The following is a 22,011-nucleotide window of genomic DNA, read 5'->3' on the forward strand; positions in this document are numbered from 1 at the left end:
GGCGATCCGTCGGACAACTGTCAGCGGGGTGGAACGGACCGACGGGCGCCGTGCGGCGGAACCGCGCCCTGGAAGTGCACTACCGAGGAGCTCCGGTCATGGCGCCCAGCCGACGTCTTCCAACGACCTCGGATCTGCTCACCACGACCCCTTTCTCCGTGGTCAGGACGCTATGACTGTTACAGCCAGGTGTCAATACATCACTTAAACTAAGTCTTGAACCATGTTCCGGAGCACTCCCGGAGCTGCCCGGAACACCCTGTCCATAGGATGCCGGGGGGTGGCTTCCCTGGCGTTCGAGACCGTCTTCCGCGACACCCCTCCTCCGCGCGACGGCGCCTACCTGCTCGACCAGGCGACCACCTTCGTGAAGGGCCACTGGCTCGACCACCTCCCCGACCGCGCCTACTGGCCCCCGGAACTGGACGACCGCACCACCGTCGACCGCCGCACCCTCTTCACCATCGGCACCCGCGCCGACACCCCCTTGGGCGCCATCCACACCCTCGTCGCCACCACCGTCTGGACCACCGGCACCAAGTGGCGCAACGCCCCCAAACTCGGCGCCGTCTTCACCGCCAACCCCACCAACCTGGGCGAAAACCTCTCACTCGCCATCCGCACCACCCGCTCGGAGTCCCCAACCTCCGGCTACACCCTCCTCAGCAAACGCGGCCCCCACCCCCTCCCCGCACTGAGCACCGCCGCCACCACCCGCGTCCTCCACTTCGGCGCCTACACCCCCACCACCAACGGCCCGCTCATCCTCGACCACAACATCACCATCGCCATCAACGCCCTACGCGGCAGCACCTGGCACCCAGACGGCCCCTGGTCGACCGAGCAGTACACGGACTACCTCAACTACGCCTCCGCTTGGGCAACCCGCTGGTCCCCCCACACCCCAACCGACCTAGTCGAACGCACCCTCTCCGCCGCCGGCCAAGCCCTGGGCCGCGCCTAACCCACTAGGCGAAGCCCAACGCACAGCAAGAACGCCCCACCCACCAGCAACCCGAGCACAGACAACCCCGGCGGGCGCAGCCCGCCAGCGCCCACCCGGCGCGAAGCGCCTGGGGCCCTGTCCGACGCGCAGCGAGGATGCCTTCCCTGTCCAACGGCGCAGCCGAGGATCCCCCACTGGGCGCAGCCCGCCAGCGCGCATCCGGCGCGGAGCGCCTGGGGCCTCGTCCGCCGCGCAGCAAGGATGCCTGGTCCGACGGCGCAGCCGAGGATGCCCTGTCCGTCGCGGAGCGTCGGATGCCCTCCCCACCCACACCCCCCCACGCACCCCGACGAGAAGCCATCTCTATACCCACCCGCGCTTGTCAAGACAGCCCTACCGTCTTGACAAGCGCGGGTGGGTATAGAACACTCGGCGACCGGGGTGCCCCACCCCCAGTACGCTCCCGCGATGACCGCCACCACCGCGGGCCACCTCAACGCCATCACCGACATCCCCGGAATCCGCGTAGGCAACGCCACCAGAACCCACAACGGCGCCCTCACCGGCACCACCGTCGTCCTCCTCCCACCCGGCACACTCGCCACAGCGGACGTCCGCGGCGGCGCACCAGCCACCAGGGAAACCACCGCCCTCGACCCCCGCTACGGCGGCCGCGAGGTCCCCGCGATCGTCCTCACCGGCGGCAGCTCCTACGGCCTCTCCGCAGCCGACGGCGTCCAGACCTGGCTGGGCACCCCCACCCCCCTGGTCCCAGCCGCCGCCCTCTTCGACCTGGGCCGCGGCGGCAACTTCACCCTCCACCCCGATCCCACCCTCGGCATGGAAGCCGCAGAAGCCGCCAAAACCGCCAACCCCCACTTCCCCACCGGCAACGCAGGCGCAGGCACCGGCGCCGTCAACGCCGGCCTCAAAGGCGGCCTGGGCACCGCCAGCGCCGTCCTCCCCGACGGCACCGTCATCGCCGCCCTGGCCGCCCTCAACGCCGTCGGCACCTCCGTCGACCCCGACACCGGCCTCCCCCACGCCGCGTCGACCGGCGTGCACCACCGCTGGCGCGACGGCGAACCGGTGGCCTGGCAGGAGTTCCCGACCGCCGGCGGCGACGACCTGACCGCCGCACGATCCCACCTGATGCCGTCAAACCCGTCGACCCCGTCGAACCCGTTGAACACCGTGATCGGCGTCATCGCGACCAACGCCCGACTGACCCCGGCCCAGCTCTTCCGCTTGGCCAACTCCGCCCACGACGGCCTCGCGCTCGCGGTGCGACCCGCCCACGGCCTGTTCGACGGCGACACGGTGTTCGCGGTCGCCACCGGCACCGAGGACACCGACGCCGAGGCGGTGGTCGCGGCGGGCGCGGAGGTGTTCGCCCGCGCGCTGGTGCACGGGCTGCTGGCGGCCGAGTCGGTGACCACCGGGTGGCGCCACGTGCCCGCCTACCGCGAGCTGTACCCGCGGACAGCGGCCTCCTACCAGGCCCGATGGTGATTCCATGCGACACTTCCCCGCGTGACCGAACCAGTGAAGGGCCCGGCGTCCTACTTCCCGTCGATCGAGAAGAAGTACGGCCGCCCGATCGCGGAGTGGAAGGACCTGATCCGCGCGTCGCCGCTGACCAAGCACATGGAGCTGGTGAACTGGCTCAAGACCGAGCACGGTCTGGGCCACGGGCACGCGAACGCACTGGTCGCGCACACGCTCGCCGAATAGCCGGCTAGCTGGCCGCGGTGTGCACGGTGGCCGTGCCGCCCAAGTGCGGGACGGCGACGCGCGCGAGCTCCTCGAAGGAGTGGGCGTCCAGGACGACCATGCCCGCATGGCCGTCGCGGCCGTCGAGGACCACGGACAGCAGCACGCCGTCGTCCTCGTGGCGGGCGGTCGGCGAGGGCACGAAGACGGGTTCGCCGGGGTGCCCGCCGGGCTCGTGCCAGATCGAGGTCTCGCCGGACTGCACGTCGAGCTTCACCAGGCGGTCGAACACGTCGGCGCCGCGCGGGCCCGGAACGCCCACGCCGTAGGCGAAGCGGTAGTCGCCGCCGTTGTGCGCGCGGTAGGAGATGCGGGGCAGCTCGAACGCCTGGGCGGCGAGTCTTCGGGTGTGCAGGACACCGCCGAGCAGGTCGATCTCGTAGCGCGTGGGCAGCGCCAGCGGGAGCTCGCCGCGCCACCGGGCCGGGCGAGGGGCGTTGACGGCGTCCGCGTTGGCGTAGGTGCAGATGTCGAGCACCACGCGGTGTCCGGCGTCGCGGGCGTTGATGTGGTGGAAGGCGAAGAACGCCTCGGTGCGGTGGTCGGCGACGATCCGCCCGTCGGCTTGGTCGACCACGATGAAGCGGGTGCCGAGGTCGGGGCGCCAGCGGTGGTTGGCGATGAACGGCCTGCCGGGCGCGAGCGGGTGCCGGGGGTCGGCGACGAACGGGTACTCGACCAGCACGACGAACCGGTCGGTCACCGCGAAGCTGTGCAGGTAGCCGGGGTGCTCGGTGGGGATGGCGACCAGCAGGTCGCGGACCCGGCCGCCGGGGCGGCGGCGGTGGACGCGGTACTCGCTGCGCTCGCCGAAGCTGAGCACGTAGTCGAGGACGTCACCGGTGAGCGGGGCGTGGTGCGGGCGGGCACCGGGGGCGACGGGGTCCAGGCCGCCGGAGATGCCGACGCCGTCGAGCACACCTGGCTCGAAGTCGACCGCTATCGGCGTCTCGTGGCGGGCCCACTGGCGGTCGGCGAGCGACAGCACGTTCGCGGCGGCGTTGGGGGTGACGCGGTAGCGGGTGAAGAAGCGGGAGAACAGCGCCAGGCACGGGTCGACCGTGAACTCGGCGAAGTCGATGCGGCCGTGGCCCCGCCGCGTCGTGCGGGAGTCCAGCAGGCCGGTGCGGTAGGACACGCGTCCGCCGCCGAAACCGAAGCGGTGCAACGCGGACGGCCCGCCGAGCCAGTTGCGGAAGGCGCTCGGGGAGGTGGCGGGACCGGTGCGCAGCAGGGTGCCCGTGAGCCACTTCGGCACGGTCCCCTCGACCGGGAGGACGGGCGCCGGAACCCCGTCGACCACCCCGTCCTCGACGCCGCTCATAGCAGACCCACTCCCGATAGGGGAAACCTCGTTATGGAACACCGTTGCCAATGGTCCAGTCAAGCAGGTGGTGCGGGATACCTCGCGGCGTAACGGGTCGGTGACTCACCGACCATCGCGGTGAAGTCGCGGGCCAGGTGCGCCTGGTCCGCGTACCCCAGCTCAGCGGCCACACCGGCCCAGTCCACGGCACCGGAACGGGCCATCCGGTCGGTCACCTCGCGCAGCCGGTACCGGCGGATCACCCACTTCGGGCCGACTCCGACGTACTCGGCGAACAGCCGCTGCACCGAGCGGACGTGCGTGTCGAGGCGTTCGGCGAGCACGTCGACCCGCGTGATCCCCGGCTCGGCGGCGACCAGCGCCACGACGTCCGCGACGTGCTCGGCGGTCGGGTCCCGCTCCGGGCGCACCGAGCGCAGGAAGTCCTGCGCCACCAGCACTTGCGCGGCCTCGTCGGGTGCCTCGGCCATCGCCCGCGCGGGCACGTCCGGGAACAGGTCGGCCGCGGCCAGCACGCGGTCGGTGATCGTGGACGCGGGCCTCCCGAGGAACGGCCGGAAGCAGCCGGGCCGGAAGGCCACGCCGAACACCCGGCCCACGCCGTCGAGCACCTTGAAGCCGGACCGGCGGCCAACGCCGTGCACCTCGGCGCCACCGGCGCGGAAGGACAGCTGCACGGTCGGGTTCGGCACGACCAGCTGGCGGTACGGCGGCTGCCCGGTCAGGTCCCAGGTGACGGCCCAGAAGTGGTCGACGAACGGCGCCAGGTCCGGCGCGGGCTCGGGGAACGAGTGGTGCTGGAAGCTCGCCCACGCACCACCCAGTTCCCGGACGTCCCGGTCGGCCACCAGCCGATCCTAGTGTCGCGTTAGTCCAAGACACCCCCCGCGACGCGCCCCTACGGTGACGGCGCAACGACGACGAACGGGTGAGGAGCACGGCGGATGGCACGGGGATCGCTGGTCGGCGGCGCGGTTTCGACGACGGTGGGGGTGGTGCGGGGCGTGCGGGAGCTGGACGCGCCGACGCCGTGCGCCGAGTTCGACGTGCGCGCGCTGGTGGAGCACATGCTGACGTGGGGACCGGCGCTGGCCGGTGCCGGGCGCAAGGAAGGGGTGCCGCCGAGGGAGGGCGTGCGCGTCGGCGACGACTGGACGGCCGAGCTGGAGGCGGTGCTGGACGACCTCGTCGTGGCGTGGGGCGACGACGGCGCGTGGCAGGGCACGACGCACATGGGCGGGCCGACGGAGATGCCCGCCGACCTGGTGGGCGGGATGGTGCTCGTGGAGGTGCTGGTGCACGGCTGGGACCTCGCTCGGGCGAGCGGGCAGCACCCGGAGTGGGACGACGACGTCCTGGAGTTCGCCCTCGGCGAGGTGGCGAAGACCGCGGACCAGGGCCGCGCCATGGGGGTGTACGGCGCGGAGGTCGTCGTGCCCGACGGGGCGTCCACGGTGGACCGGGTGCTCGGGTTGACCGGGCGCGATCCGCGGTGGAAGCCGTAACAGCGTGTCAGATCCGGCAGGCTTCCAATTTCGTCACGAGAATCGCCTCGGCGCCGATCTTCGTCAGCTCGTCCATGCGCCGCTGAATTCCCTGGCGCTCGACGAGGGAACGCACGGCCACCCACCCTTCTTTCGCCAGTGGTGACAACGTCGGCGATTCGCGACCAGGGGTCAATTCGCACGCGCGGTCCACCACGTCGGTGCGGCAGACGTAATCGATCAACACGAATTCCCGCGCGTGCAGCACGCCTTGCAAGCGCTGGACCAGTACCTCTACGGCGACCTCCAACTCGGGTGACAACTTTCCGCCTTCCGTGCGGGCGAGCACCGCCTCCGAGGCCAGGATGGGCTCGCCGAACGCGACCAGGCCCGCGTTGCGCAGGGACGTCCCCGTCTCCACGACGTCGGCCACCGCGTCGGCGAGCCCGAGCTTCACGGCGTTCTCCACGGCGCCCTCGAGCTTGACCAGGTTGGCGGTCACACCCCGTCCGACCAGGTACTTCCCGACCAGGGTGGGGTAGCTCGTCGCCACCCGCCGACCGTCGAGCGCGGCGACGTCGGAGACGCCGCCCGGCTTGGCGGCGAACCGGAACTTCGACTTGGCGAAGCCCAGCGGCAGGATTTCCTTGGCGGCCTCGCCCGAGTCCATCAGCAGGTCGCGGCCGGTGATGCCGACGTCGAGGGCACCACTTCCCACGTAGACGGCGATGTCCTTCGGGCGCTGGAAGAAGAATTCCACCCCGTTCGCGCGATCGAGCATCGAAAGCTCGCGATTGTTGCGGTGCAGTTGATAACCGGCGTCGGTCAACAACTGCATGGCAGCGGCACTCAAAGAACCCTTGTTCGGTACCGCGACACGAAGCAGAGTCATGATCCAATGGTCGCACAAGGCATCCGGCATTCCACAATCCACACCGGTGGGGTTCGTGTGGGTGGACGGACTGACCGGTCTCACCCTCCGTGCATGGTGGTGGTGGGGCAGGTGGGAGGGGTCCGGTGATCGTGTTGGGGGGATCGTCGGGGCTGGGGTGCCGGGGGCTGAGGATCGGCTGTGCCGGGGATCCTTCGTCGTGCTGGTCTGGCTGCTCGTTGTGCTGGTCGGACAGTGGAGGGTGGTTCCAGGGGGTGGTTGCGTGGGTGGGTGTGGTCGATTTGACTTGGGGCCCCTCTTTTTGGGCCTCGTCGGGCGAAAAAGGGCAGGTGGTAGAGCCTGCCCGCCGACTCATTGTAGGCCCAAAAACCCCAAGTAAAATCGACCACGCTTGCGTGCTTTTGTTGCGTACCAGCGGGTTCAGTGTGCTGGTGCTGGTGCTGGTACCAGCGGGTTGGGTGTACTGGTGCTGGTACCAGCGGGTTGGGTGTGCTGGTCCTGTGCCAGCGGGTCTGGCGTGGTTGTCCTGCGTGTCAGTGGGTTCGCCGTGCTTGTCCTGCTTGCCGGCGGGTTCGCCGTGGTTGTCTTGCGTGCCAGCGGGTTCGTGGTGCTTCTCTTGCTACACCCGTTCGATCAGCATCGAGACGCCTTGGCCTACGCCTACGCAGAGCGTGGCCAGGCCGCGGGAGGTGTGGTCGCGTTCGAGGCGTCCCAGCAGGGTGACCAGGAGGCGGGCGCCGGAGGCGCCGAGGGGGTGGCCGAGGGCGATGGCGCCGCCGTCGGCGTTGACCTTCTCCTCGTCGAGTTTCAGGCGGCGGAAGACGGCGAGGCTTTGGACGGCGAAGGCTTCGTTGAGTTCGACGGCGTCCAGCTGGTCGGTGCGCCAGCCGGTGCGTGCCAGCACCTTCTCCGTGGCGGGTACGGGGCCCAGGCCCATGAGGTGCGGGGAGACGCCGGCGCCGGCGCCGGCGACGATGCGGGCGCGGGGGGTGAGGTCGTGGCGGCGGACGGCTTCCTCGCTGGCGAGGACAAGTGCGCTGGCGCCGTCGGACAGCGGGGAGGAGGAGCCCGCGGTGACGACGCCGCCGTCGCGGAAGACGGTCTTCAACGAGGCCAGCTTCTCCAGCGTGCTGCCGCGCCGGGGTCCTTCGTCGACCTCGAACACGCCGCCCTTCACCGGCACCGGGACGATCTCGGGGCTGAACCGGCCCGCGTCGGCGGCGGCGACGGCGCGGTCGTGGGAGCGCAGGGCGAAGGCGTCGGACTCGGCCCTGGTGATGCCGTCCAGGGCGGCGACCTCCTCGGCGGTCTCGCCCATGGACAACGTGGTGCCCGCGTCGAAGCGCGGGTTGGTGAAGCGCCAGCCCAGCGACGTGTCGGACACCTCGCCGGGCTTGGCCCAGGGGGTGCCGGGCTTGGCCATGACCCAGGGGGCGCGGGTCATGGACTCGACGCCGCCCGCGACGACCACGTCGGCCTCGCCAGCGCGGATGGCCTGGGCGGCGGAGGCGACGGCGGTCAACCCGCTGGCGCACAAGCGGTTCACGGTGTAACCGGGCACCTCCTGCGGGAGCCCGGCGAGCAGCACGGCCATGCGGGCCACGTTGCGGTTGTCCTCACCCGCCTGGTTGGCCGCGCCCAGCACCACCTCGTCGACGGCGTCGCCCGGCACACCCGTGCGCCGCAGCACCTCCGCGACCACCAGCGCGGCAAGGTCGTCGGGGCGGACCTGGGCGAGCGCCCCGCCGTAGCGGCCTTGGGCGGTGCGGACTCCGTCGACCAGGTAGACCTCGGGCATCAGGGTTCCCTTCCTCGGCAGGGCACTCATTATCCACCGTCCGTTCGGTCAGGAAACGAGACCTGGGCGACAATGCCGACCATGACCACGAAGCCCGTCCGTCGCGGCCGTCCCGGCTACGACCTGGAGTCGCTCCTCCAGGTGGCCGTGAAGCTGTTCAACGAGCGCGGCTACGACGGCACGAGCATGGAGGACCTGGCGCGGAAGCTGGGCATCACGAAGTCGGCGATCTACTACCACGTGCCGAGCAAGGACGAGCTGCTGCGGCTGGCGGTGGACCGGGCGCTGGACGGGCTGTTCGCGGTGGTGGCGGAGATCGAGGACGTGCCGGGCCGGGCGATCGACCGGCTGGAGCACGTGCTGCGCGGCAGCGTGGCCGTGCTGGTCGAGCAGCTGCCTTTCGTCACGCTCCTGCTGCGGGTGCGCGGCAACACGAAGGTCGAACGGGCGGCGCTCGCGCGGCGGCGCGAGTTCGACCACCTCGTCACGGACCTGGTCAAGCAGGCCGAGTCCGAGGGCGACGTGCGCGAGGGCCTGGAGCCCGCGACGGTGGCGCGGCTGCTGTTCGGCATGGTCAACTCGCTGACCGAGTGGTACCGCCCGCGCAAGGGCTCCGACCACGTCGACCTGGCCGACGCGGTGTGCCGCGTGGCGTTCGACGGGATCCGCAAGAGCTAGTGCGGCGGGTCCGGGTGGACCCGCCGCCGACGACAGCGGGAGTCCGGCCTCAGACGCCGGGATCGGGTGCGCTCATGTCCCCCGTCCCCGGCGTGCCGTCGACCAGCCCGTAGCGCAGGTACACCGCACCCATCGGGCCCGCCACCGGCGGCGCGAGGAGCGCCAGGTTCGTGGGCACCGCGCCGTCGTCGAACACCTTCCTGCCGACGCCGAGCACGATCGGGTGCACCAGGAGGTCGAGGCGGTCCACGAGCTTCTCGCGCAGCAGGGTCTGCGCGAGGTCGAGGCTGCCGATGACCTTCACGTGCTCGTGCCGGTCGCGGATCTCGCGGACGGCGGCCACCAGGTCCGGGCCGAGGTGGGTCGAGGAGCTCCAGGCGAGGTCGGGGGTGCCGCGGGAGGCCACGTACTTCGGGACCTTGTTGAACCGGACCGCGGTCTCGCCGATCGGGCCGTCTTCCTGGTGCGGCCAGAAGCCGGCGAACACGTCGTAGGTCTTCCGGCCGAGCAGGAGGGCGTCCATGCCCTCGTGCCCGGTGTCGATCCCGGCCCCGTCGATCTCGCCCAGCATCGGCACCTGCCAGCCGCTGAACGGGAACTCCGGCGAGTCCTCGTCGGGGCCGCCGGGCGCCTGCGCGACGAGGTCGAGGGTCGTGAACAGCTCGAGGTGGACGAGGCCCATGGGGTGCTCCCGGCGGTGGGGGTGGTCAGCGGTCGGGAGGTAGACCCGAGGGCGCCGGGAAACTCATCGCGGCCTCAGACGGCCCGCCAGTACAGCCCGGCGTCGCGGAGCAGCAGACCGGCGTCGACCAGGTACCGGCGCAACGTCACGTGGTCGGCCTCCCCGCCCTCGCACCAGGCGACCAGCGTCGCGTTGACCTCGGACTCCGGGTAGCGGCGGCCCGGCTCGAACGAGTCGGCGACGTGCTCCAGCACGGTGCGCCGCTTGGTCTCCTGCGCCGGGAAGCGGACCAGCCTGCCGCCGCGGACGAACGTGCGCAGCACCTGGTCCTCGTGCTCGACGGCGGGCGCCACCGCCGAGGCCGCCACCTCCTTGAACAGCTCCGCGTGCAGCACGACGCCGTCCGGGCGCGACGACACCAGACCACCCGCCTCCAGCCTCCCCAGCGCCTTGACCACCACGCGGGCGTCCAGCGCGGCGGCGGTGGCGATCTCGGACGGCGTGCGGGCGCCGAGGACGACGGCGGCCACGACGCGGAGGCGGTCCGGTTCGGCGAGCAGGCCGACGAGCAGTTCGGGCGTCATGGGAGTCGAGCTAACCCCATGCGCGTCCGGGGTCACACTCCAATTTTTACTTGGTGTACCAATCTTTGGTACGCTAACCACATGGAAGAGGACCCGCTGGCGCTGGAGAACCAGGTCTGCTTCGCGCTGTCGATCGCGGCGCGCGGGGTCGTGGCCGTCTACAAGCCACTGCTGGAACCGATGGGCCTCACGCACCCGCAGTACCTCGTGATGCTCGCCCTGTGGCAGCGCGACCCGTTGTCCGGCAAGGAGCTCTGCCGCCTGCTGCGGCTGGACCCCGGCACCCTCTCGCCCCTGCTCAAGCGCCTCGAGGCCGCCGGCTACCTCACCCGCGACCGCGACCGCGGCGACGAACGCGCGCTCGCGGTGACGTTGACGCCCGCCGGACGGGCGTTGCGCGACGAGGCGTTGAAGATCCCGCCCGCGATCGTCTCCAGGCTCGACATGGGCCTGGACGAGCTGCGGACCCTGCACAGCTCGCTCACCCGCGTGATCGCCGCGGCACACCAGGAGTCGTCATGACACCGAACCCGTTCCTGCACCTGTGGTACCTGCTCGGCGGGAGGCTGCCGCGGCGCTACCGCGAGTGGGTGTTCGCCGACGTGACCAGGAAGGACTGGCTGGTCCGGTTCACCGTCCGCGCGCTGCTCCAGGTGCTGCCGCTGAGCCTGGCCATCGCCCTGGTCCTCGTGCTGGCGCTCGGCTCGCCCGTCGGGCTGGCCGTGGCGTGCGGCGGGATCGGGCTGATCGTCGGGGTGTACTTCTCGCTGTCGTACGCGGCGGAGAGCGTGGAGAACCGGGTGACGAAGTACGGGTACCCGCGCGGGTCGGCGGGCGAGTACCGCCGGAGCCACCACGACAAGGACGAGGAAGACCGCTACAACTCGACCTGGCGGAGCTGACCGGTCCGGTACTCCTGCGGGCTGACCCCGTGTTCGCGCTTGAACGCGGTGCTCAGCGCGAACGGGCTGCCGTAGCCGACCTGCCGGGCGACGGCGCCGACGGTGGCGTCGGACTCGCGGAGCAGGTCCGCGGCCAGCGCGAGCCGCCACCCGGTGAGGAACGCCATCGGGGGCTCGCCGACCAGCTCGGTGAACCGCCGGGCCAGCGCCGCGCGGGACACGCCCGTCTTCGCGGCCAGCCCGGCGACGGTCCACGGGTGCGCGGGGTCGTGGTGCAGCAGCCGCACGGCCTGCCCGACGACCGGGTCGCCCAGCGCGCGGTACCAGGGCGGGGCGTCGGAGCGGGCGAACCAGGCGCGCAGCACGGCGATCAGCAGCAGGTCGAGGAGGCGGTCCAGGACGACCTCCTGGCCGGGGTCGTCCTTCACGATCTCGGCCGCCAGCAACGGGACCACCGGGCAGTCCCAGTCGCCCTCGGCGAGCACCAGCAACCGCGGCAGGGCGTCGAGCAGCCGTCGGCCGATCTCGCCGCGCATCGGGTACGCGCCGGTGAGCATGACCATCGCGCCGTCGGGGTCGGTGCCCCAGGTGCGGACGCCGAGCGCCATCTCCTGCGCCAGGCCGCGGCCGTCGGGGGTCTCGCAGCGCTGGCCGGGGTGGATCACGGCCAGCGGCGGGGTGGTCGGGTCGTCGGCGACGGTGTATGGGTCGGGGCCGAGGACCACGGCGACGTCACCCGCGGCCAGGCGCACCGGGGTGCCGGTGTCGTGCACGATCCAGGCGTGCCCGCGCACCACCGACACGACGGTGAGCGGCGCCTCGTCCTGGATGCGGACCGACCACGGCGGGTCTAGGACGGTGCGCAGGAGGAACGCGCCGCGGGCGCGCGGACCGTCCAGGAGCCCCGCCAGTGCGTCCACCCGACCAGCGTAGACGGACGCGCACAGCGGTGAGCGCCTCGACGATGGTCCGGGCGCGCCGACCCGCCGACACTCGGCGCATGGACACGTTGCGCGGCGCCTCGCTGGTCGGGGCCACCCTCACCACCGGCCTCATGGCGGGCCTCTTCTTCGCCTACACCTGCTCGGTCATGCCCGCGCTCAAGGGCGCGGACGACCGGACGTTCGTCGACGCGATGCAGCGGGTCAACGTCGCGATCGTCAACGGGTGGTTCCTGCTCGCGTTCCTGGGCGCGGCCGTGCTGGGGGTGCTGGCGGCGTTCCTGCACCTCGGCCGCGCCGGGTTCGGCTGGGTGCTGGCGGGCGCGGTGCTCTACCTGGCCGCGATCGCCGTGACGGCCGCGGTCAACATCCCGTTGAACAACGCGCTCGACGCCGCGGGCGACCCGGCGGCGATCACCGACCTGGCCGCGGTGCGCACGCGGTTCGAGACCACCTGGGTCCCGTGGAACCTCGTGCGCACCCTGACGTCCACGGCCGGTTTCGCCTGCCTCGCCTGGGCTCTGCGCGTCTAGACGGGCACGTGCCCGGTGCGGTGGTGATCCCTACTCGGTGAACATGGTGAACGACCGCATCCGGTCGAAGCGCCGCGCGGCGAGGTCGTCCGGGCCGATCAGGAAGCACCCGTGGTAGAACTCGCTCGCCGTGGGGAACTGGGCCAGCGGCACCCAGTCACGGGTCAACCGGTGCGCCTCCTCGGGCAGCAGGCGGAACAGCTCCTCCCTCGCCGTGCCGCGGCCGTCGAGGTCGTCGAACGCCATCTGCGTCCACGGGTCGTCCTGGCCGCCGATCCCGCGGCCGTACCCGCCGAGGCGAAGCGTGCAGGAGCGGTCCTGGTCCGGCCAGAGGTCCTCGACGAGCGCGCACAACCCGTCGACGTGCTTCAGCTCGTCGTACAACCGCTTCACGGAGTCCGCCTCGGAGTCTGCGTCGCGGTCGACGATCCACTCCGGCAGCACCGGTCGCACCCACGCGGCGAGCGCGTGCTCGGGGAGGAGGAACGGGACCTCCTCGTGGAAGGACGTCCTGGTGTCGTGGCCGGGCGGCGGTGGGGCCACCTCCGTCTCCGTGCCCGCCGGGACGTGCAGGACTCGGGAGAACTCGGTGGTGGGGTGTTCCTCCATGTCCTCCTCGTGGTGCAGGAAGAACAGCAGCGAGCCGTCTTCCGGCAGGTCGAGTCCATCGGCCCGAGGCAGGGCCGCGCAGTCGACGGAGCCGATGAACGGCAGGGGGTCACCCGGCCACGCCACGCCCACCGGGAGCCGGGGAAGCCCTCCGAACTGCCCGACGACCCGGTCCCCGGCACCGCTCGGCCCCGCCCAGATCGCGAACCGGAGCTGGTGGGCGAACTTGTCGACCTCGTCCCGCGGGATGCCCAGATCGACCGCCGCACCACGAAACCGCTCATATCGCTGCATGGCGGAGCATGATCGCAGATCGGTGGAAGCGCTCCCTCTCCCCCGGAGTCCAGGACTCGGGGGCCTGCTGGACTAGGGCGTGTGTCGAAGTCTCGTTCGATGGGAGTCGCGCCTGAGGTGGTTCCTGGCGGTGCGGCCGACTGGCCCGCATGCCGCTGTTGTATGCGGGCCAGTCGGCCGTGCCCCCAGGGGCCGCCTCAGGCCCGGCTACCGCGAACACGGACTTCGACACACGCCCTAGAGGTCGCCCAGCGCGGTGATCGGCGACTCGACGCAGTCGGCGACGTACCGCAGGAACCCGCCCGCGGTGGCGCCGTCGCAGACGCGGTGGTCGAACGCCAGCGTCAGCTCGCACACCTTGCGCACCGCGAGCTGCCCGTCCACCACCCACGGCCGGTCGATGATCCGGCCCATGCCGAGGATCGCGGCCTCCGGGTGGTTGATGATCGCGGCCGAGCCGTCCACGCCGAACACGCCGTAGTTGTTGACCGTGAAGGTGCCGCCGGTCAGGTCGGCGGGGGCGAGCCTGCCAGCCCTGGCCGCCGCCGTGCGCTCGGCCAGTGCCGCCGACAACGCGCTCGCGGTCAGCTCCTGGGCGTCCCGCACGACCGGCACGACCAGGCCGCGGTCGGTCTGCGCGGCGAACCCGAGGTGCACCCGGTCCAGCACGACGATCTCGTCGCCCTCGACGCGGGAGTTCAGCTCGGGGAACTTCCTGAGCCCCAGCACGGTGAACCGGGCCAGCAGCGCCAGCAGGCCGACGTCCTTGAGCGCGGCGCGCGCCTCCAGGAACGCGGTGGCGTCGACATCCACCCACACGGTCGCCTCGGGGATCTCCCGGCGGGACGTGGAGAGCTTGTCCGCGACGGTCTTGCGCAGTCCCTTCAACGGGATCCGGCGCCCTTCCGCGGCGGGGGCGGTGGCCGCGCGCTTCGCCAGCTCCTGCTCGACGTCGTGGCGGCGGATGATGCCGGACGGCCCGGTGCCGGTGACCCGGTCGAGGTCGACGCCGTTCTCCCGTGCCAGCCGCCGGACCAGCGGCGAGATGACGCCGGGCCGCGCCGTCACGACCGGCGCCGACGTCATGACCTGCGCCGCCCGTGCGCGGCGGCGCCTGCGCGGGGCCTCCGACGTGCCGTAGCCGATCAGCACGTTGCCGCTGCCCTGCTCGGGCACGACCACACCGGGCTCCTGGAACCCCTCGTCCCCGCCGACCGTCAGCAGCACCGCGCCGACGGCCAGCGACTCGCCCGCCTTGCCGTGCGTGGCCGTGACGACGCCCTCGAACGGGCACGGCACCTCGACGACCGCCTTCGCGGTCTCCACCTCGACCACGGGCTGGTCGACGGACACCTTGTCCCCCACCGACACCAGCCACGTGACGATCTCGCCCTCGGTCAGGCCCTCGCCGAGGTCGGGCAGCAGGAAGTCAGGCACCGCGACCAGCCCCCACGACCTCGTCGTCCCACTGCAGGCGGCCGATCGCGTCCAGGATCCGGTCCACGCCGGGCAGGTGGTGCTCCTCCAGCTTCGGCGGCGGGTAGGGGATGTCGAACCCGGTCACCCGCAGCACGGGCGCGTGCAGGTGGTGGAAGCAGCGCTCGGTGACCCGTGCGACGACCTCCGCGCCGTACCCGCCGAACCCGGACGCCTCGTGCACGACGACCGCGCGCCCGGTGCGCCGCACCGACGCGCACACGGTCTCGTCGTCGAACGGCGACAGGCTGCGCAGGTCGACGACCTCGACGTCCCAGCCCTCCTCGGTCGCGGCCTCGGCGGTCTCCAGTGCCGTCGCGACCATCGGGCCGTAGGCGATCAGCGTGACGTCCCGGCCGGGCCTGCGCACGACCGCGCGGTCGAACCCGACCCGGTCCGCGCCGGGCGTGACCTCGCCCTTGGACCAGTAGCGCCGCTTGGGTTCGAGGAAGATCACCGGGTCCGGCGAGTCGATCGCGTCGCGCAGCAGGTCGTAGGCGTCCTGCGGGGTGCCGGGCGTGACGACGCGCAGGCCGGACGTGTGCGTGTAGTAGGCCTCCGACGAGTCGCAGTGGTGCTCGACGCCGCCGATGCCGCCGCCGTAGGGGATGCGGATGACCACGGGCACCTCGACCTTGCCGCGGGTGCGGTTGCGCATCTTGGCCAGGTGGCTGGTGATCTGCTCGAACGCCGGGTAGGCGAACGCGTCGAACTGCATCTCCACCACGGGCCGCATCCCGTTCATGGCCATGCCGATCGCCGTGCCGACGATGCCGGACTCGGCCAGCGGGGTGTCGAACACCCGCCGGTCGCCGAACCGCGCGGCCAGCCCGTCGGTGATCCGGAAGACGCCGCCGAGCGGGCCGACGTCCTCGCCGAACACGAGCACCCGGTCGTCCGCCTCCAGCGCGTCCGCGAGGGCGCGGTTCAGCGCGCCGGACATGGACAGCGCGCTCATGCCAGCTCCTCCGCGAGCATCGCCGCCTGCTCCTGGAGGTGGCTGGTCGGCTGGGCGTACACGTGCGCGAACAGCTCCGCCGGGTCGACCTCGACGTCGGTGTTCATCACCTCGCGGACCGACGCGGCGAACGCCTCCGCCTCCTGCGCGACGGCCGCGCGCCGCGCGTCGTCCAGCAGGCCCTTCGCCGCCAGGTGGCTCTCGATCCGGTCCACCGGGTCGCGGTCCAGCCACGCCGCCACCTCGTCGGCGTCGCGGTAGCGGGTCGCGTCGTCGGCGTTGGTGTGCGCCTCGACCCGGTAGGTCAGCGCCTCGACCAATGTCGGGCCCCCGCCCTCGGCGGCCGTGCGGACCGCGTCGCGCACCACCGCGTACACCGCGGCCGGGTCGTTGCCGTCGACCAGCACCGACGGCACCCCGTAGCCGACTCCCTTGTGCGCCAACGAGGGCGCGGCGTTCTGCTTGCTCATCGGCACGCTGATCGCGTAACCGTTGTTCTGCACCAGGAACACCACCGGCGCCTTCCACACCCCGGCGAAGTTCAAGGCCTCGTGCGTGTCGCCCTCGCTCGTCGCGCCGTCGCCGACCAGCACCAGCGCCACGGTGTCCTCGCCCTTGAGCGACGCCGCCTGCGCCAGGCCCACCGCGTGCAGGGTGTTCGTCGCCAACGGCGTGCACTGCGGCCCCACCCGGTGCTCGTACGGGTCGTACCCCAGGTGCCACCCGCCCTGCAGCAGCGTCAACGTCTCCCCCGCCGGCACTCCCCTGGTCACCAGCGCCACCGAGTCGCGGTAGGTCGGGAACAACCAGTCCTGCTCCCGCAGGGCCAGCACCGCCCCCACCTCGCACGCCTCCTGGCCACGCGACGACGGGTACACCGCCAGCCGTCCCTGCCGCGTCAACGCCGTCGCCTGCGTGTCGAACCGCCGCCCCACCACCATCTTGCGGTGCAGCTCCAGCAGCACGTCGTCCCCCGGCATCTCCAGCACCGGGTCCGCCACCGGCTCACCGGTCTTCGTCAACAACGACAACGGCTCGTCGGTCGGCAGCAGTGAACGCTCCCGCGCGGGCAGGCTGGTGCGCACCATCGGTGTCCTCCTCGACCCTGGGAAGGCCCATGGTGAACTGGCTCACAGCCAATGTTCTAGTTCTCGGGCGTTTTCCTGGACGAACGGCTCCCACCAGCACATATCGTTGGCCACATGCCCACCAAGCCACGCGCCAAGGCCCCCACCCCTGGACGTCTGGACCCCTTGGACGACACCGACCGCCGCATCGTCGAAGAGCTCCGCACCGACGGCCGCCTCTCCATGCGCACCCTCGCCGAACGCCTGCACATCTCCCGCGCCGGCGCCTACTCCAGGGTCGACCGCCTGCACCGCGACGGCGTCATCACCGGCTACAGCGCCGACATCGACCCGGAACGCTACGGCTTCGGCATCTCCGCCTACGTCTACCTCAAGATCAGCCAGCACTCCTGGAAAGCCGTCCGCAGACGCATCCAGGAAATCCCCGAGGTCTGGCACGGCGCCCTCGTCTCAGGCGACTACGACCTGGTCCTCCTCGTCCGCGCCCCCGACGCCCACAGCCTCCGCGACCTCGTCCTCAACCGCCTGCAAACCATGCCAGACGTCACTTCCAGCCACACAGTGCTGATCCTCGACGAACTACACACCCCCACAACCTGACAACCCCAACCCCAGGTCCCCCACTCGTGAAGACCCCCAAACGAAACCGAGGTTTACCCGCCGGACCAAGCCCGCTACCGCGCATCCGACGCGAAGCGCCCCACCGCCTTGTCCAAAGCGCAGCAAGGATGCCCGTCCGACGCGTAGCGAGGACCCCCCAACGGGGCGCAGCCCGCCACCCCCAACCGGCGCGGAGCGCCCGCCCGCCTTGTCCGACGCGCAGCGAGGATTGCCCGGTCGGCGCCAGCCGATGTCCTGTCAGGCGCAGCCTGATGCCCTCGGAAACCCACCCTTCCCCCCCGCACACCCCGACGAGAAAGCCATCTCTATGCCCACTCCTGCTTGTCAAGACAGCCCTACCGTCTTGACAAGCAGGAGTGGGCATAGAACACTCGGCGAGCCGGGGTGAACCCCCTCACGAACACCCCAAACCAAGGGTCCCCCAACCCAGAAGACCCCCCAATACACAAGGTACTCAAGAGGTCCGACAACCCCACCAAACCCACACCCCCCAACCAGAAACCCCACCATGCCCCCCACCACCAGGATCACCTGGCCCGACCTCCCCCTCCACATCCGCTCCACCGTCGAATCCATCCTCGGCGACACCGTCACCACCGCCGTCTCCCAACAAGGCGGCTTCTCCCCCGGCACAGCCGACCGCGTCACCACCTCCACCGGCCTCCGCGCGTTCGTCAAAGCCGTCAGCACAGCCCAGAACGCCCACTCCCCCGCCCTGCACCGCCGCGAGATCCTCGCCACCAGCACCCTCCCCTCCACCGTCCCCGCCCCTCACCTCCTCGGCTCCCACGACGACGGCGACTGGGTCGTCCTGGTCCTCGAGGACATCGAAGGCCGCCACCCCAAAACCCCGTGGACACAAGAAGAACTGACCCTGGTCCTCACAGCACTCACAGAGATGGCGAGAACGACGACCCCGTCCCCCACCCTGGAAACCACCGCCGAACGCCTCCAGGAGGACTTCCAAGGCTGGCACCGAGTCGTCGAAAAACCGACCACTCTGGACCCGTGGACCAACACCCACCTGGACGACCTGCGCGCACTCGCCGACCACGGCCTGGCAGCCCTCACCGGTGACACCCTCGTCCACACCGACATCCGCGCCGACAACATCCTCCTGGGCCCCGACGACAGCGTGACCATCGTCGACTGGCCGTGGGCCTGCCGCGGACCGGCGTGGATGGACTCCCTGCTGACACTCGTCAACGTCCGCCTGCACGGCGGCCACGACACCACCAGGCTCCTGGACCGCCTCGACGTGGACCGCGCGGACGCCATCGGCGTCCTGGCCGGCCTCGCCGGCTTCTTCACCGACGGCGCCCGGCTCCCCGCACCACCCGGCCTACCGACCCTCCGCGCGTTCCAACGCGCCCAGGCCACCTCGACGCTCTCCTGGATCCGCGAACTGCTCGACGAACACTGACGCGATGCCTGCCCCAGAAACCAGGCAGCAACGAACCAGGCAGCAGCGAACCGGGCCCCAGCAAACAGGGCAGAAACAGGTCAGGCACCCGAGATGCAGGGTCCCGGGTGCCTGAGCCTCAAGCCCGGAGGTCCGGGCGGGAAACGGCTACCAGCCGAAGTTCTGGGTCCAGTAGATGCCGAACGAGCCGCCCTTGGCCACGCCGACACCGAGCGCCTTCAGTCCGCAGTTGAGGATGTTCGCGCGGTGCCCCGGCGACTCCATCCAGCTCTTCATCACGTCGGCCGGGGTCTGCTGGCCGGCGGCGATGTTCTCCGCGCCGGGACTCGGGTAGCCGGCGGCCTTGATGCGGTCGACGAACGTGCGGCCGTCCTTGGAGACGTGGTCGAAGTAGTTCTGGTTCGCCATGTCCTGGCTGTGCCCGCGGGCGGAGGTGCCGAGCCGCTTGTCGGCGACCAGCGGGGCGCACCCGGCGTTGGAGCGCTCCTTGTTGGTGAGCTCGACGACCTTCGCCTCCTGCGCGTCGGCCTCGGTGGGCGTCGGGGCGGGAGGTGCGGGTGGGTCGGCGGGCTTCTCCGTCGTCTGCGGCGGGGCCTGGGGCGCGGGCGTGGTCGTCGAGGTCTCGGTGGTGGTCGTCGTCGGTGGAGCCGAGGAGACCGCGCTGGAACTGCTGGGCGCGCTGGAGCTGCCGGACGGCGAGGAGGAGCTGGGGCCGGTCAGGGCGTCCGGGGACGACGGCGAGGTGGCCGTCGTGGGACTGGGGGTCTGGGTCACCCAACCACCACCACCGCCACCCGCTGCGACGGTGCCACCGCCTTCGCAGCCGGCGACCAGCAACACGGTGCTGGCGACCAGGAGGAACGAGCGAACGGCAGTCGTGGTGCGTGGCACAGCGAGCGTCCTCTTCTGCGGCAAGTGACGAATTAATGGCCACGCAAAACACTAGCCGCATTCGAAACAATGTCAAGGAGCATTTATTTATGGAACATTTAATGTTCACATCAGGAAAAGAAAAGGCGACTTGACCTAATCCGGCAGCCGGACGAGCCGCAGCTGGACCCTGGTGCCGCCCAGCGGCCCCCGGTCGATCCGCAGCGACCCGCCGGTCGCCTCGGCCGCGCGCCGGACGATGTCCATGCCCAGCCCGGTCGACCCCGCCCCGCTCACGCCCCTGCGCAGCGCGGCCTCGGTGTCCGGGATGCCGGGACCGGCGTCCTCGATCACGATGACCACGCGCTCCGCCTGGTGGAACAGCGCGACGACGAAGTTCGTGCCCTCCGGGGTGTGCCGGAAGATGTTGCCGATCACGGCGTCCATCGCGGCCGCGAGGTCGGACCGCGCGAGCCCGACCATGGCCCGCTTCTCGGTGCCGCGCAGGTTCCACAGGCGCTGCTGGTCGTCGGCCAGCGCCGACCAGAAGACCAACCGGTCCTGCACGACGAGAGCGGCGTCGCACCGGTTGCTGTCCGGGTCCGTCAGCTCACGGCGGGCCGCGCGGATGAGCTCGTTCACCTCGCGCTCCAACGCGTGCACGGCCTGCCGCACGCGATTGGCGCTGCTGTCGGTGCCGAGGGTTTCGGAATCGAGACGCAATGCCGTCAACGGGGTGCGGAGGCGGTGCGAAAGATCGGCGAGCACTTCACGTTCGGATGCGACCAGTTGGCCTATCCGTGCGGCCATCCGGTTGAACGCGCCACCGGCCTCGACCAGCTCCGGCGGCCCGGTCGGCTCCACGCGCGCGGTCAGGTCGCCCTGCTCCATCTTCCGCGCGCCGTCGGCCAGCGCCTGCGCGGCGCTCACGACCCGCGCGCCCAGCCGGTCGGCGACCAGCACCGACCCGAGGACCAGCACGATCGCCACCCCGGACAGCGCGAGCCACGCCGACTCGACCCCCCTGGACAGGTCCGCCTCCGGGATGAACGCCTCGACGACGGCCACCCGGCCGCGGTCGAGCACCACGGGCTGGAGGTAGACGCGGCCGTCGGACACCGAGGCGGTGAACGACTTGCCCTCCTCCTTCGCGGTCGCGAGCTGCTCGGGGGTCGACTTCACGAACCCGAGCACCTGCCCGCTGGGCAAGTGCACCGCGATGCGGCCCGCGCCGCCGAACTGCGTGCTGGCGAGCGCCTGTTCGATGGCCTTCGGCTCGTTGGTGATGACCAGGACCGGGGTGAGGGCCACGGCCTGGCGTTCGGCGTCGGCGAGTGCGCGGTCCTCGGCGAGCTGCGCCACGACCAGCGCCAAGGGGATGAGGAACGCCAACGCGATCATGGAGGTGACCGCGAGGGCGACCAGCGCGAGCGAGCGTCTCACCCAGCCGCCGTGAGCTTGAACCCGACACCGCGGACGGTGTGCAGGTAACGGGGCGCCGCCGCGCGCTCACCGAGCTTGCGGCGCAGCCAGGACAGGTGGACGTCCAGCGTCTGGTCGTCCTGGTTGCCGGGCATGTTCCACAGGTTCGCCAGCAGCTCGCCGCGCGGCACGACCTTGCCCTCGCGGGCGGCCAGGTACGCGAGGAGGTCGAACTCCTTGCGCGTCAACGCGAGCACCCGGCCGCTCAGCGCGGCCTCGCGGCGTTCCAGGTCCACCACCAGCTCGCCGACCCGCAACGGCTCGTGCGCGTCGTCGCGCCGGGCCCGGCGCAGCACGGCGGCCAACCGCGCGGCCAGGTGGTCGCTGGAGAACGGCTTCACGAGGTAGTCGTCCGCGCCCGCGTTCAGCAACCGCACGATCTCGGTCTCGTCGTCGCGGGCGGTCGCCACGATCACGGGCACGTCGCACACGCCGCGCATCATGCGCAGCGCGTCGCCGCCGTCCATGTCCGGCAGACCCAGGTCCAGCACGACCACGTCGAACGTCCCCGACGTGATCTCCCGCAACGCGTCCAGCGCGGTCCCGACGGGGGTGACCGCGTTGCCGAGTGCGGTGAGGGCTCTGGTCACGGCCGAGCGCACGACCGGATCGTCCTCGACGAGCAGCACCGAAGGCATGGGAGGACGGTA

At 71.4% G+C, this 22,011-nt stretch carries 24 protein-coding genes; 10 read left to right on the forward strand and 14 right to left on the reverse strand.

The window, feature by feature from the left end:
* Positions 1–280: 280 nt before the first annotated feature.
* The 3 genes from CLV43_RS29625 to CLV43_RS29635 all read left to right on the forward strand — a co-directional run bounded on the left by CLV43_RS29625 (position 281) and on the right by CLV43_RS29635 (position 2,680).
* Positions 281–964, forward strand: coding sequence for an 8-oxoguanine DNA glycosylase OGG fold protein (locus CLV43_RS29625; protein ID WP_106191081.1), 684 nt, complete (start codon positions 281–283; stop codon positions 962–964).
* Positions 965–1,414: 450 nt separating this feature from the next.
* The gene (locus tag CLV43_RS29630; protein WP_106191083.1) at positions 1,415–2,458 is read left to right on the forward strand and encodes a P1 family peptidase; all 1,044 of its coding nucleotides are present in this window, start codon (positions 1,415–1,417) and stop codon (positions 2,456–2,458) included.
* Between the two features lie 21 nt (positions 2,459–2,479).
* Positions 2,480–2,680 (forward strand): DUF4287 domain-containing protein, encoded by a 201-nt coding sequence (locus CLV43_RS29635; protein WP_106191085.1) that lies wholly within the window; start codon positions 2,480–2,482, stop codon positions 2,678–2,680.
* A 4-nt stretch (positions 2,681–2,684) separates the two neighbouring features.
* Here CLV43_RS29635 and CLV43_RS29640 read toward each other — a convergent pair whose 3' ends face one another.
* Both CLV43_RS29640 and CLV43_RS29645 read right to left on the reverse strand, forming a co-directional pair.
* Positions 2,685–4,043 carry a carotenoid oxygenase family protein gene (locus CLV43_RS29640; protein WP_106191086.1) on the reverse strand — a complete coding sequence of 453 codons (1,359 nt, stop codon included), beginning with the start codon at positions 4,041–4,043 and terminating at the stop codon, positions 2,685–2,687.
* Positions 4,044–4,102: 59 nt separating this feature from the next.
* Positions 4,103–4,894: a helix-turn-helix domain-containing protein gene (locus CLV43_RS29645; RefSeq protein ID WP_245887081.1), complete on the reverse strand. Its 792-nt coding sequence runs from the start codon at positions 4,892–4,894 to the stop codon at positions 4,103–4,105.
* Between the two features lie 96 nt (positions 4,895–4,990).
* Here CLV43_RS29645 and CLV43_RS29650 point away from each other — a divergent pair, with 96 nt between their 5' ends.
* Positions 4,991–5,551 carry a TIGR03086 family metal-binding protein gene (locus CLV43_RS29650; RefSeq protein WP_106191088.1) on the forward strand — a complete coding sequence of 187 codons (561 nt, stop codon included), beginning with the start codon at positions 4,991–4,993 and terminating at the stop codon, positions 5,549–5,551.
* A 7-nt stretch (positions 5,552–5,558) separates the two neighbouring features.
* Here CLV43_RS29650 and hisG read toward each other — a convergent pair whose 3' ends face one another.
* Together hisG and CLV43_RS29660 are read right to left on the reverse strand one after the other, a co-directional pair.
* Entirely contained in the window at positions 5,559–6,416 is an 858-nt protein-coding gene (gene hisG / locus CLV43_RS29655; RefSeq protein WP_170156083.1) for an ATP phosphoribosyltransferase, read from the reverse strand.
* Between the two features lie 625 nt (positions 6,417–7,041).
* On the reverse strand, positions 7,042–8,220 hold the full coding sequence (locus tag CLV43_RS29660; RefSeq protein WP_106191090.1) for a thiolase family protein: 1,179 nt from the start codon (positions 8,218–8,220) through the stop codon (positions 7,042–7,044).
* Positions 8,221–8,301: 81 nt separating this feature from the next.
* Here CLV43_RS29660 and CLV43_RS29665 point away from each other — a divergent pair, with 81 nt between their 5' ends.
* Positions 8,302–8,898: a TetR/AcrR family transcriptional regulator gene (locus CLV43_RS29665; protein ID WP_106191424.1), complete on the forward strand. Its 597-nt coding sequence runs from the start codon at positions 8,302–8,304 to the stop codon at positions 8,896–8,898.
* Positions 8,899–8,947: 49 nt separating this feature from the next.
* On the opposite strand, the gene CLV43_RS29670 is transcribed toward CLV43_RS29665, so the two are convergent.
* Positions 8,948–9,580 (reverse strand): dihydrofolate reductase family protein, encoded by a 633-nt coding sequence (locus CLV43_RS29670; protein WP_106191091.1) that lies wholly within the window; start codon positions 9,578–9,580, stop codon positions 8,948–8,950.
* Between the two features lie 74 nt (positions 9,581–9,654).
* Complete coding sequence (locus CLV43_RS29675) at positions 9,655–10,164, reverse strand: DUF2087 domain-containing protein (protein ID WP_106191093.1); 510 nt, start codon at positions 10,162–10,164, stop codon at positions 9,655–9,657.
* Positions 10,165–10,245: 81 nt separating this feature from the next.
* Here CLV43_RS29675 and CLV43_RS29680 point away from each other — a divergent pair, with 81 nt between their 5' ends.
* Together CLV43_RS29680 and CLV43_RS29685 are read left to right on the forward strand one after the other, a co-directional pair.
* Positions 10,246–10,686 (forward strand): MarR family winged helix-turn-helix transcriptional regulator, encoded by a 441-nt coding sequence (locus tag CLV43_RS29680; RefSeq protein WP_106191094.1) that lies wholly within the window; start codon positions 10,246–10,248, stop codon positions 10,684–10,686.
* On the forward strand, positions 10,683–11,066 hold the full coding sequence (locus CLV43_RS29685; RefSeq protein WP_106191096.1) for a DUF5313 family protein: 384 nt from the start codon (positions 10,683–10,685) through the stop codon (positions 11,064–11,066). Before CLV43_RS29680 ends, CLV43_RS29685 begins: the two co-directional genes overlap by 4 nt.
* Here the strand turns inward: CLV43_RS29685 and CLV43_RS29690 are convergent.
* Entirely contained in the window at positions 11,042–11,986 is a 945-nt protein-coding gene (locus CLV43_RS29690; RefSeq protein ID WP_106191098.1) for an AraC family transcriptional regulator, read from the reverse strand. The two genes, CLV43_RS29685 and CLV43_RS29690, sit on opposite strands and share 25 nt — an antisense overlap.
* Positions 11,987–12,066: 80 nt before the next feature.
* On the opposite strand from CLV43_RS29690, the gene CLV43_RS29695 reads away from it, so the two are divergent.
* Positions 12,067–12,540: an anthrone oxygenase family protein gene (locus tag CLV43_RS29695; protein WP_106191100.1), complete on the forward strand. Its 474-nt coding sequence runs from the start codon at positions 12,067–12,069 to the stop codon at positions 12,538–12,540.
* Positions 12,541–12,570: 30 nt separating this feature from the next.
* On the opposite strand, the gene CLV43_RS29700 is transcribed toward CLV43_RS29695, so the two are convergent.
* The 4 genes from CLV43_RS29700 to pdhA form a co-directional block, all read right to left on the reverse strand.
* Complete coding sequence (locus CLV43_RS29700; protein WP_106191102.1) at positions 12,571–13,443, reverse strand: DUF1963 domain-containing protein; 873 nt, start codon at positions 13,441–13,443, stop codon at positions 12,571–12,573.
* 237 nt (positions 13,444–13,680) lie between these two features.
* Positions 13,681–14,880, reverse strand: coding sequence for a dihydrolipoamide acetyltransferase family protein (locus tag CLV43_RS29705; RefSeq protein ID WP_106191103.1), 1,200 nt, complete (start codon positions 14,878–14,880; stop codon positions 13,681–13,683).
* Positions 14,873–15,877, reverse strand: coding sequence for an alpha-ketoacid dehydrogenase subunit beta (locus CLV43_RS29710; RefSeq protein WP_106191105.1), 1,005 nt, complete (start codon positions 15,875–15,877; stop codon positions 14,873–14,875). The genes CLV43_RS29705 and CLV43_RS29710 overlap by 8 nt, the downstream gene beginning before the upstream one ends.
* Positions 15,874–16,965 (reverse strand): pyruvate dehydrogenase (acetyl-transferring) E1 component subunit alpha, encoded by a 1,092-nt coding sequence (pdhA, locus tag CLV43_RS29715; protein ID WP_106191107.1) that lies wholly within the window; start codon positions 16,963–16,965, stop codon positions 15,874–15,876. Before pdhA ends, CLV43_RS29710 begins: the two co-directional genes overlap by 4 nt.
* Before the next feature lie 114 nt (positions 16,966–17,079).
* Here pdhA and CLV43_RS29720 point away from each other — a divergent pair, with 114 nt between their 5' ends.
* Both CLV43_RS29720 and CLV43_RS29725 read left to right on the forward strand, forming a co-directional pair.
* Positions 17,080–17,565 (forward strand): Lrp/AsnC family transcriptional regulator, encoded by a 486-nt coding sequence (locus tag CLV43_RS29720; RefSeq protein WP_106191109.1) that lies wholly within the window; start codon positions 17,080–17,082, stop codon positions 17,563–17,565.
* 529 nt (positions 17,566–18,094) lie between these two features.
* Positions 18,095–19,009 carry a phosphotransferase gene (locus tag CLV43_RS29725; RefSeq protein ID WP_106191110.1) on the forward strand — a complete coding sequence of 305 codons (915 nt, stop codon included), beginning with the start codon at positions 18,095–18,097 and terminating at the stop codon, positions 19,007–19,009.
* Between the two features lie 147 nt (positions 19,010–19,156).
* Here CLV43_RS29725 and CLV43_RS29730 read toward each other — a convergent pair whose 3' ends face one another.
* The 3 genes from CLV43_RS29730 to CLV43_RS29740 form a co-directional block, all read right to left on the reverse strand.
* Positions 19,157–19,783: a CAP domain-containing protein gene (locus CLV43_RS29730; RefSeq protein WP_106191425.1), complete on the reverse strand. Its 627-nt coding sequence runs from the start codon at positions 19,781–19,783 to the stop codon at positions 19,157–19,159.
* A 252-nt stretch (positions 19,784–20,035) separates the two neighbouring features.
* Positions 20,036–21,322 carry a HAMP domain-containing sensor histidine kinase gene (locus CLV43_RS29735; RefSeq protein WP_106191111.1) on the reverse strand — a complete coding sequence of 429 codons (1,287 nt, stop codon included), beginning with the start codon at positions 21,320–21,322 and terminating at the stop codon, positions 20,036–20,038.
* Positions 21,319–21,999 carry a response regulator transcription factor gene (locus CLV43_RS29740; protein WP_106191112.1) on the reverse strand — a complete coding sequence of 227 codons (681 nt, stop codon included), beginning with the start codon at positions 21,997–21,999 and terminating at the stop codon, positions 21,319–21,321. The genes CLV43_RS29735 and CLV43_RS29740 overlap by 4 nt, the downstream gene beginning before the upstream one ends.
* Between the last annotated feature and the right edge of the window lie 12 nt (positions 22,000–22,011).

The sequence above is a fragment of the Umezawaea tangerina genome (assembly GCF_003002815.1).
Classification (GTDB): Bacteria; Actinomycetota; Actinomycetes; order Mycobacteriales; family Pseudonocardiaceae; genus Umezawaea; species Umezawaea tangerina.

What these genes read in the sequence shown, in the direction of transcription:
- CLV43_RS29670 (WP_106191091.1), bottom strand. Translation starts at nt 9,580, where the DNA reads ATGGGCCTCGTCCACCTCGAGCTGTTCACGACCCTCGACCTCGTCGCG.
- CLV43_RS29650 (WP_106191088.1), top strand. Translation starts at nt 4,991, where the DNA reads ATGGCACGGGGATCGCTGGTCGGCGGCGCGGTTTCGACGACGGTGGGG.
- CLV43_RS29640 (WP_106191086.1), bottom strand. Translation starts at nt 4,043, where the DNA reads ATGAGCGGCGTCGAGGACGGGGTGGTCGACGGGGTTCCGGCGCCCGTC.
- CLV43_RS29725 (WP_106191110.1), top strand. Translation starts at nt 18,095, where the DNA reads ATGCCCCCCACCACCAGGATCACCTGGCCCGACCTCCCCCTCCACATC.
- CLV43_RS29685 (WP_106191096.1), top strand. Translation starts at nt 10,683, where the DNA reads ATGACACCGAACCCGTTCCTGCACCTGTGGTACCTGCTCGGCGGGAGG.
- CLV43_RS29675 (WP_106191093.1), bottom strand. Translation starts at nt 10,164, where the DNA reads ATGACGCCCGAACTGCTCGTCGGCCTGCTCGCCGAACCGGACCGCCTC.
- CLV43_RS29665 (WP_106191424.1), top strand. Translation starts at nt 8,302, where the DNA reads ATGACCACGAAGCCCGTCCGTCGCGGCCGTCCCGGCTACGACCTGGAG.
- CLV43_RS29720 (WP_106191109.1), top strand. Translation starts at nt 17,080, where the DNA reads ATGCCCACCAAGCCACGCGCCAAGGCCCCCACCCCTGGACGTCTGGAC.
- CLV43_RS29700 (WP_106191102.1), bottom strand. Translation starts at nt 13,443, where the DNA reads ATGCAGCGATATGAGCGGTTTCGTGGTGCGGCGGTCGATCTGGGCATC.
- CLV43_RS29710 (WP_106191105.1), bottom strand. Translation starts at nt 15,877, where the DNA reads ATGAGCGCGCTGTCCATGTCCGGCGCGCTGAACCGCGCCCTCGCGGAC.
- CLV43_RS29630 (WP_106191083.1), top strand. Translation starts at nt 1,415, where the DNA reads ATGACCGCCACCACCGCGGGCCACCTCAACGCCATCACCGACATCCCC.
- CLV43_RS29680 (WP_106191094.1), top strand. Translation starts at nt 10,246, where the DNA reads ATGGAAGAGGACCCGCTGGCGCTGGAGAACCAGGTCTGCTTCGCGCTG.
- CLV43_RS29695 (WP_106191100.1), top strand. Translation starts at nt 12,067, where the DNA reads ATGGACACGTTGCGCGGCGCCTCGCTGGTCGGGGCCACCCTCACCACC.
- CLV43_RS29740 (WP_106191112.1), bottom strand. Translation starts at nt 21,999, where the DNA reads ATGCCTTCGGTGCTGCTCGTCGAGGACGATCCGGTCGTGCGCTCGGCC.
- pdhA (WP_106191107.1), bottom strand. Translation starts at nt 16,965, where the DNA reads ATGGTGCGCACCAGCCTGCCCGCGCGGGAGCGTTCACTGCTGCCGACC.
- CLV43_RS29660 (WP_106191090.1), bottom strand. Translation starts at nt 8,220, where the DNA reads ATGCCCGAGGTCTACCTGGTCGACGGAGTCCGCACCGCCCAAGGCCGC.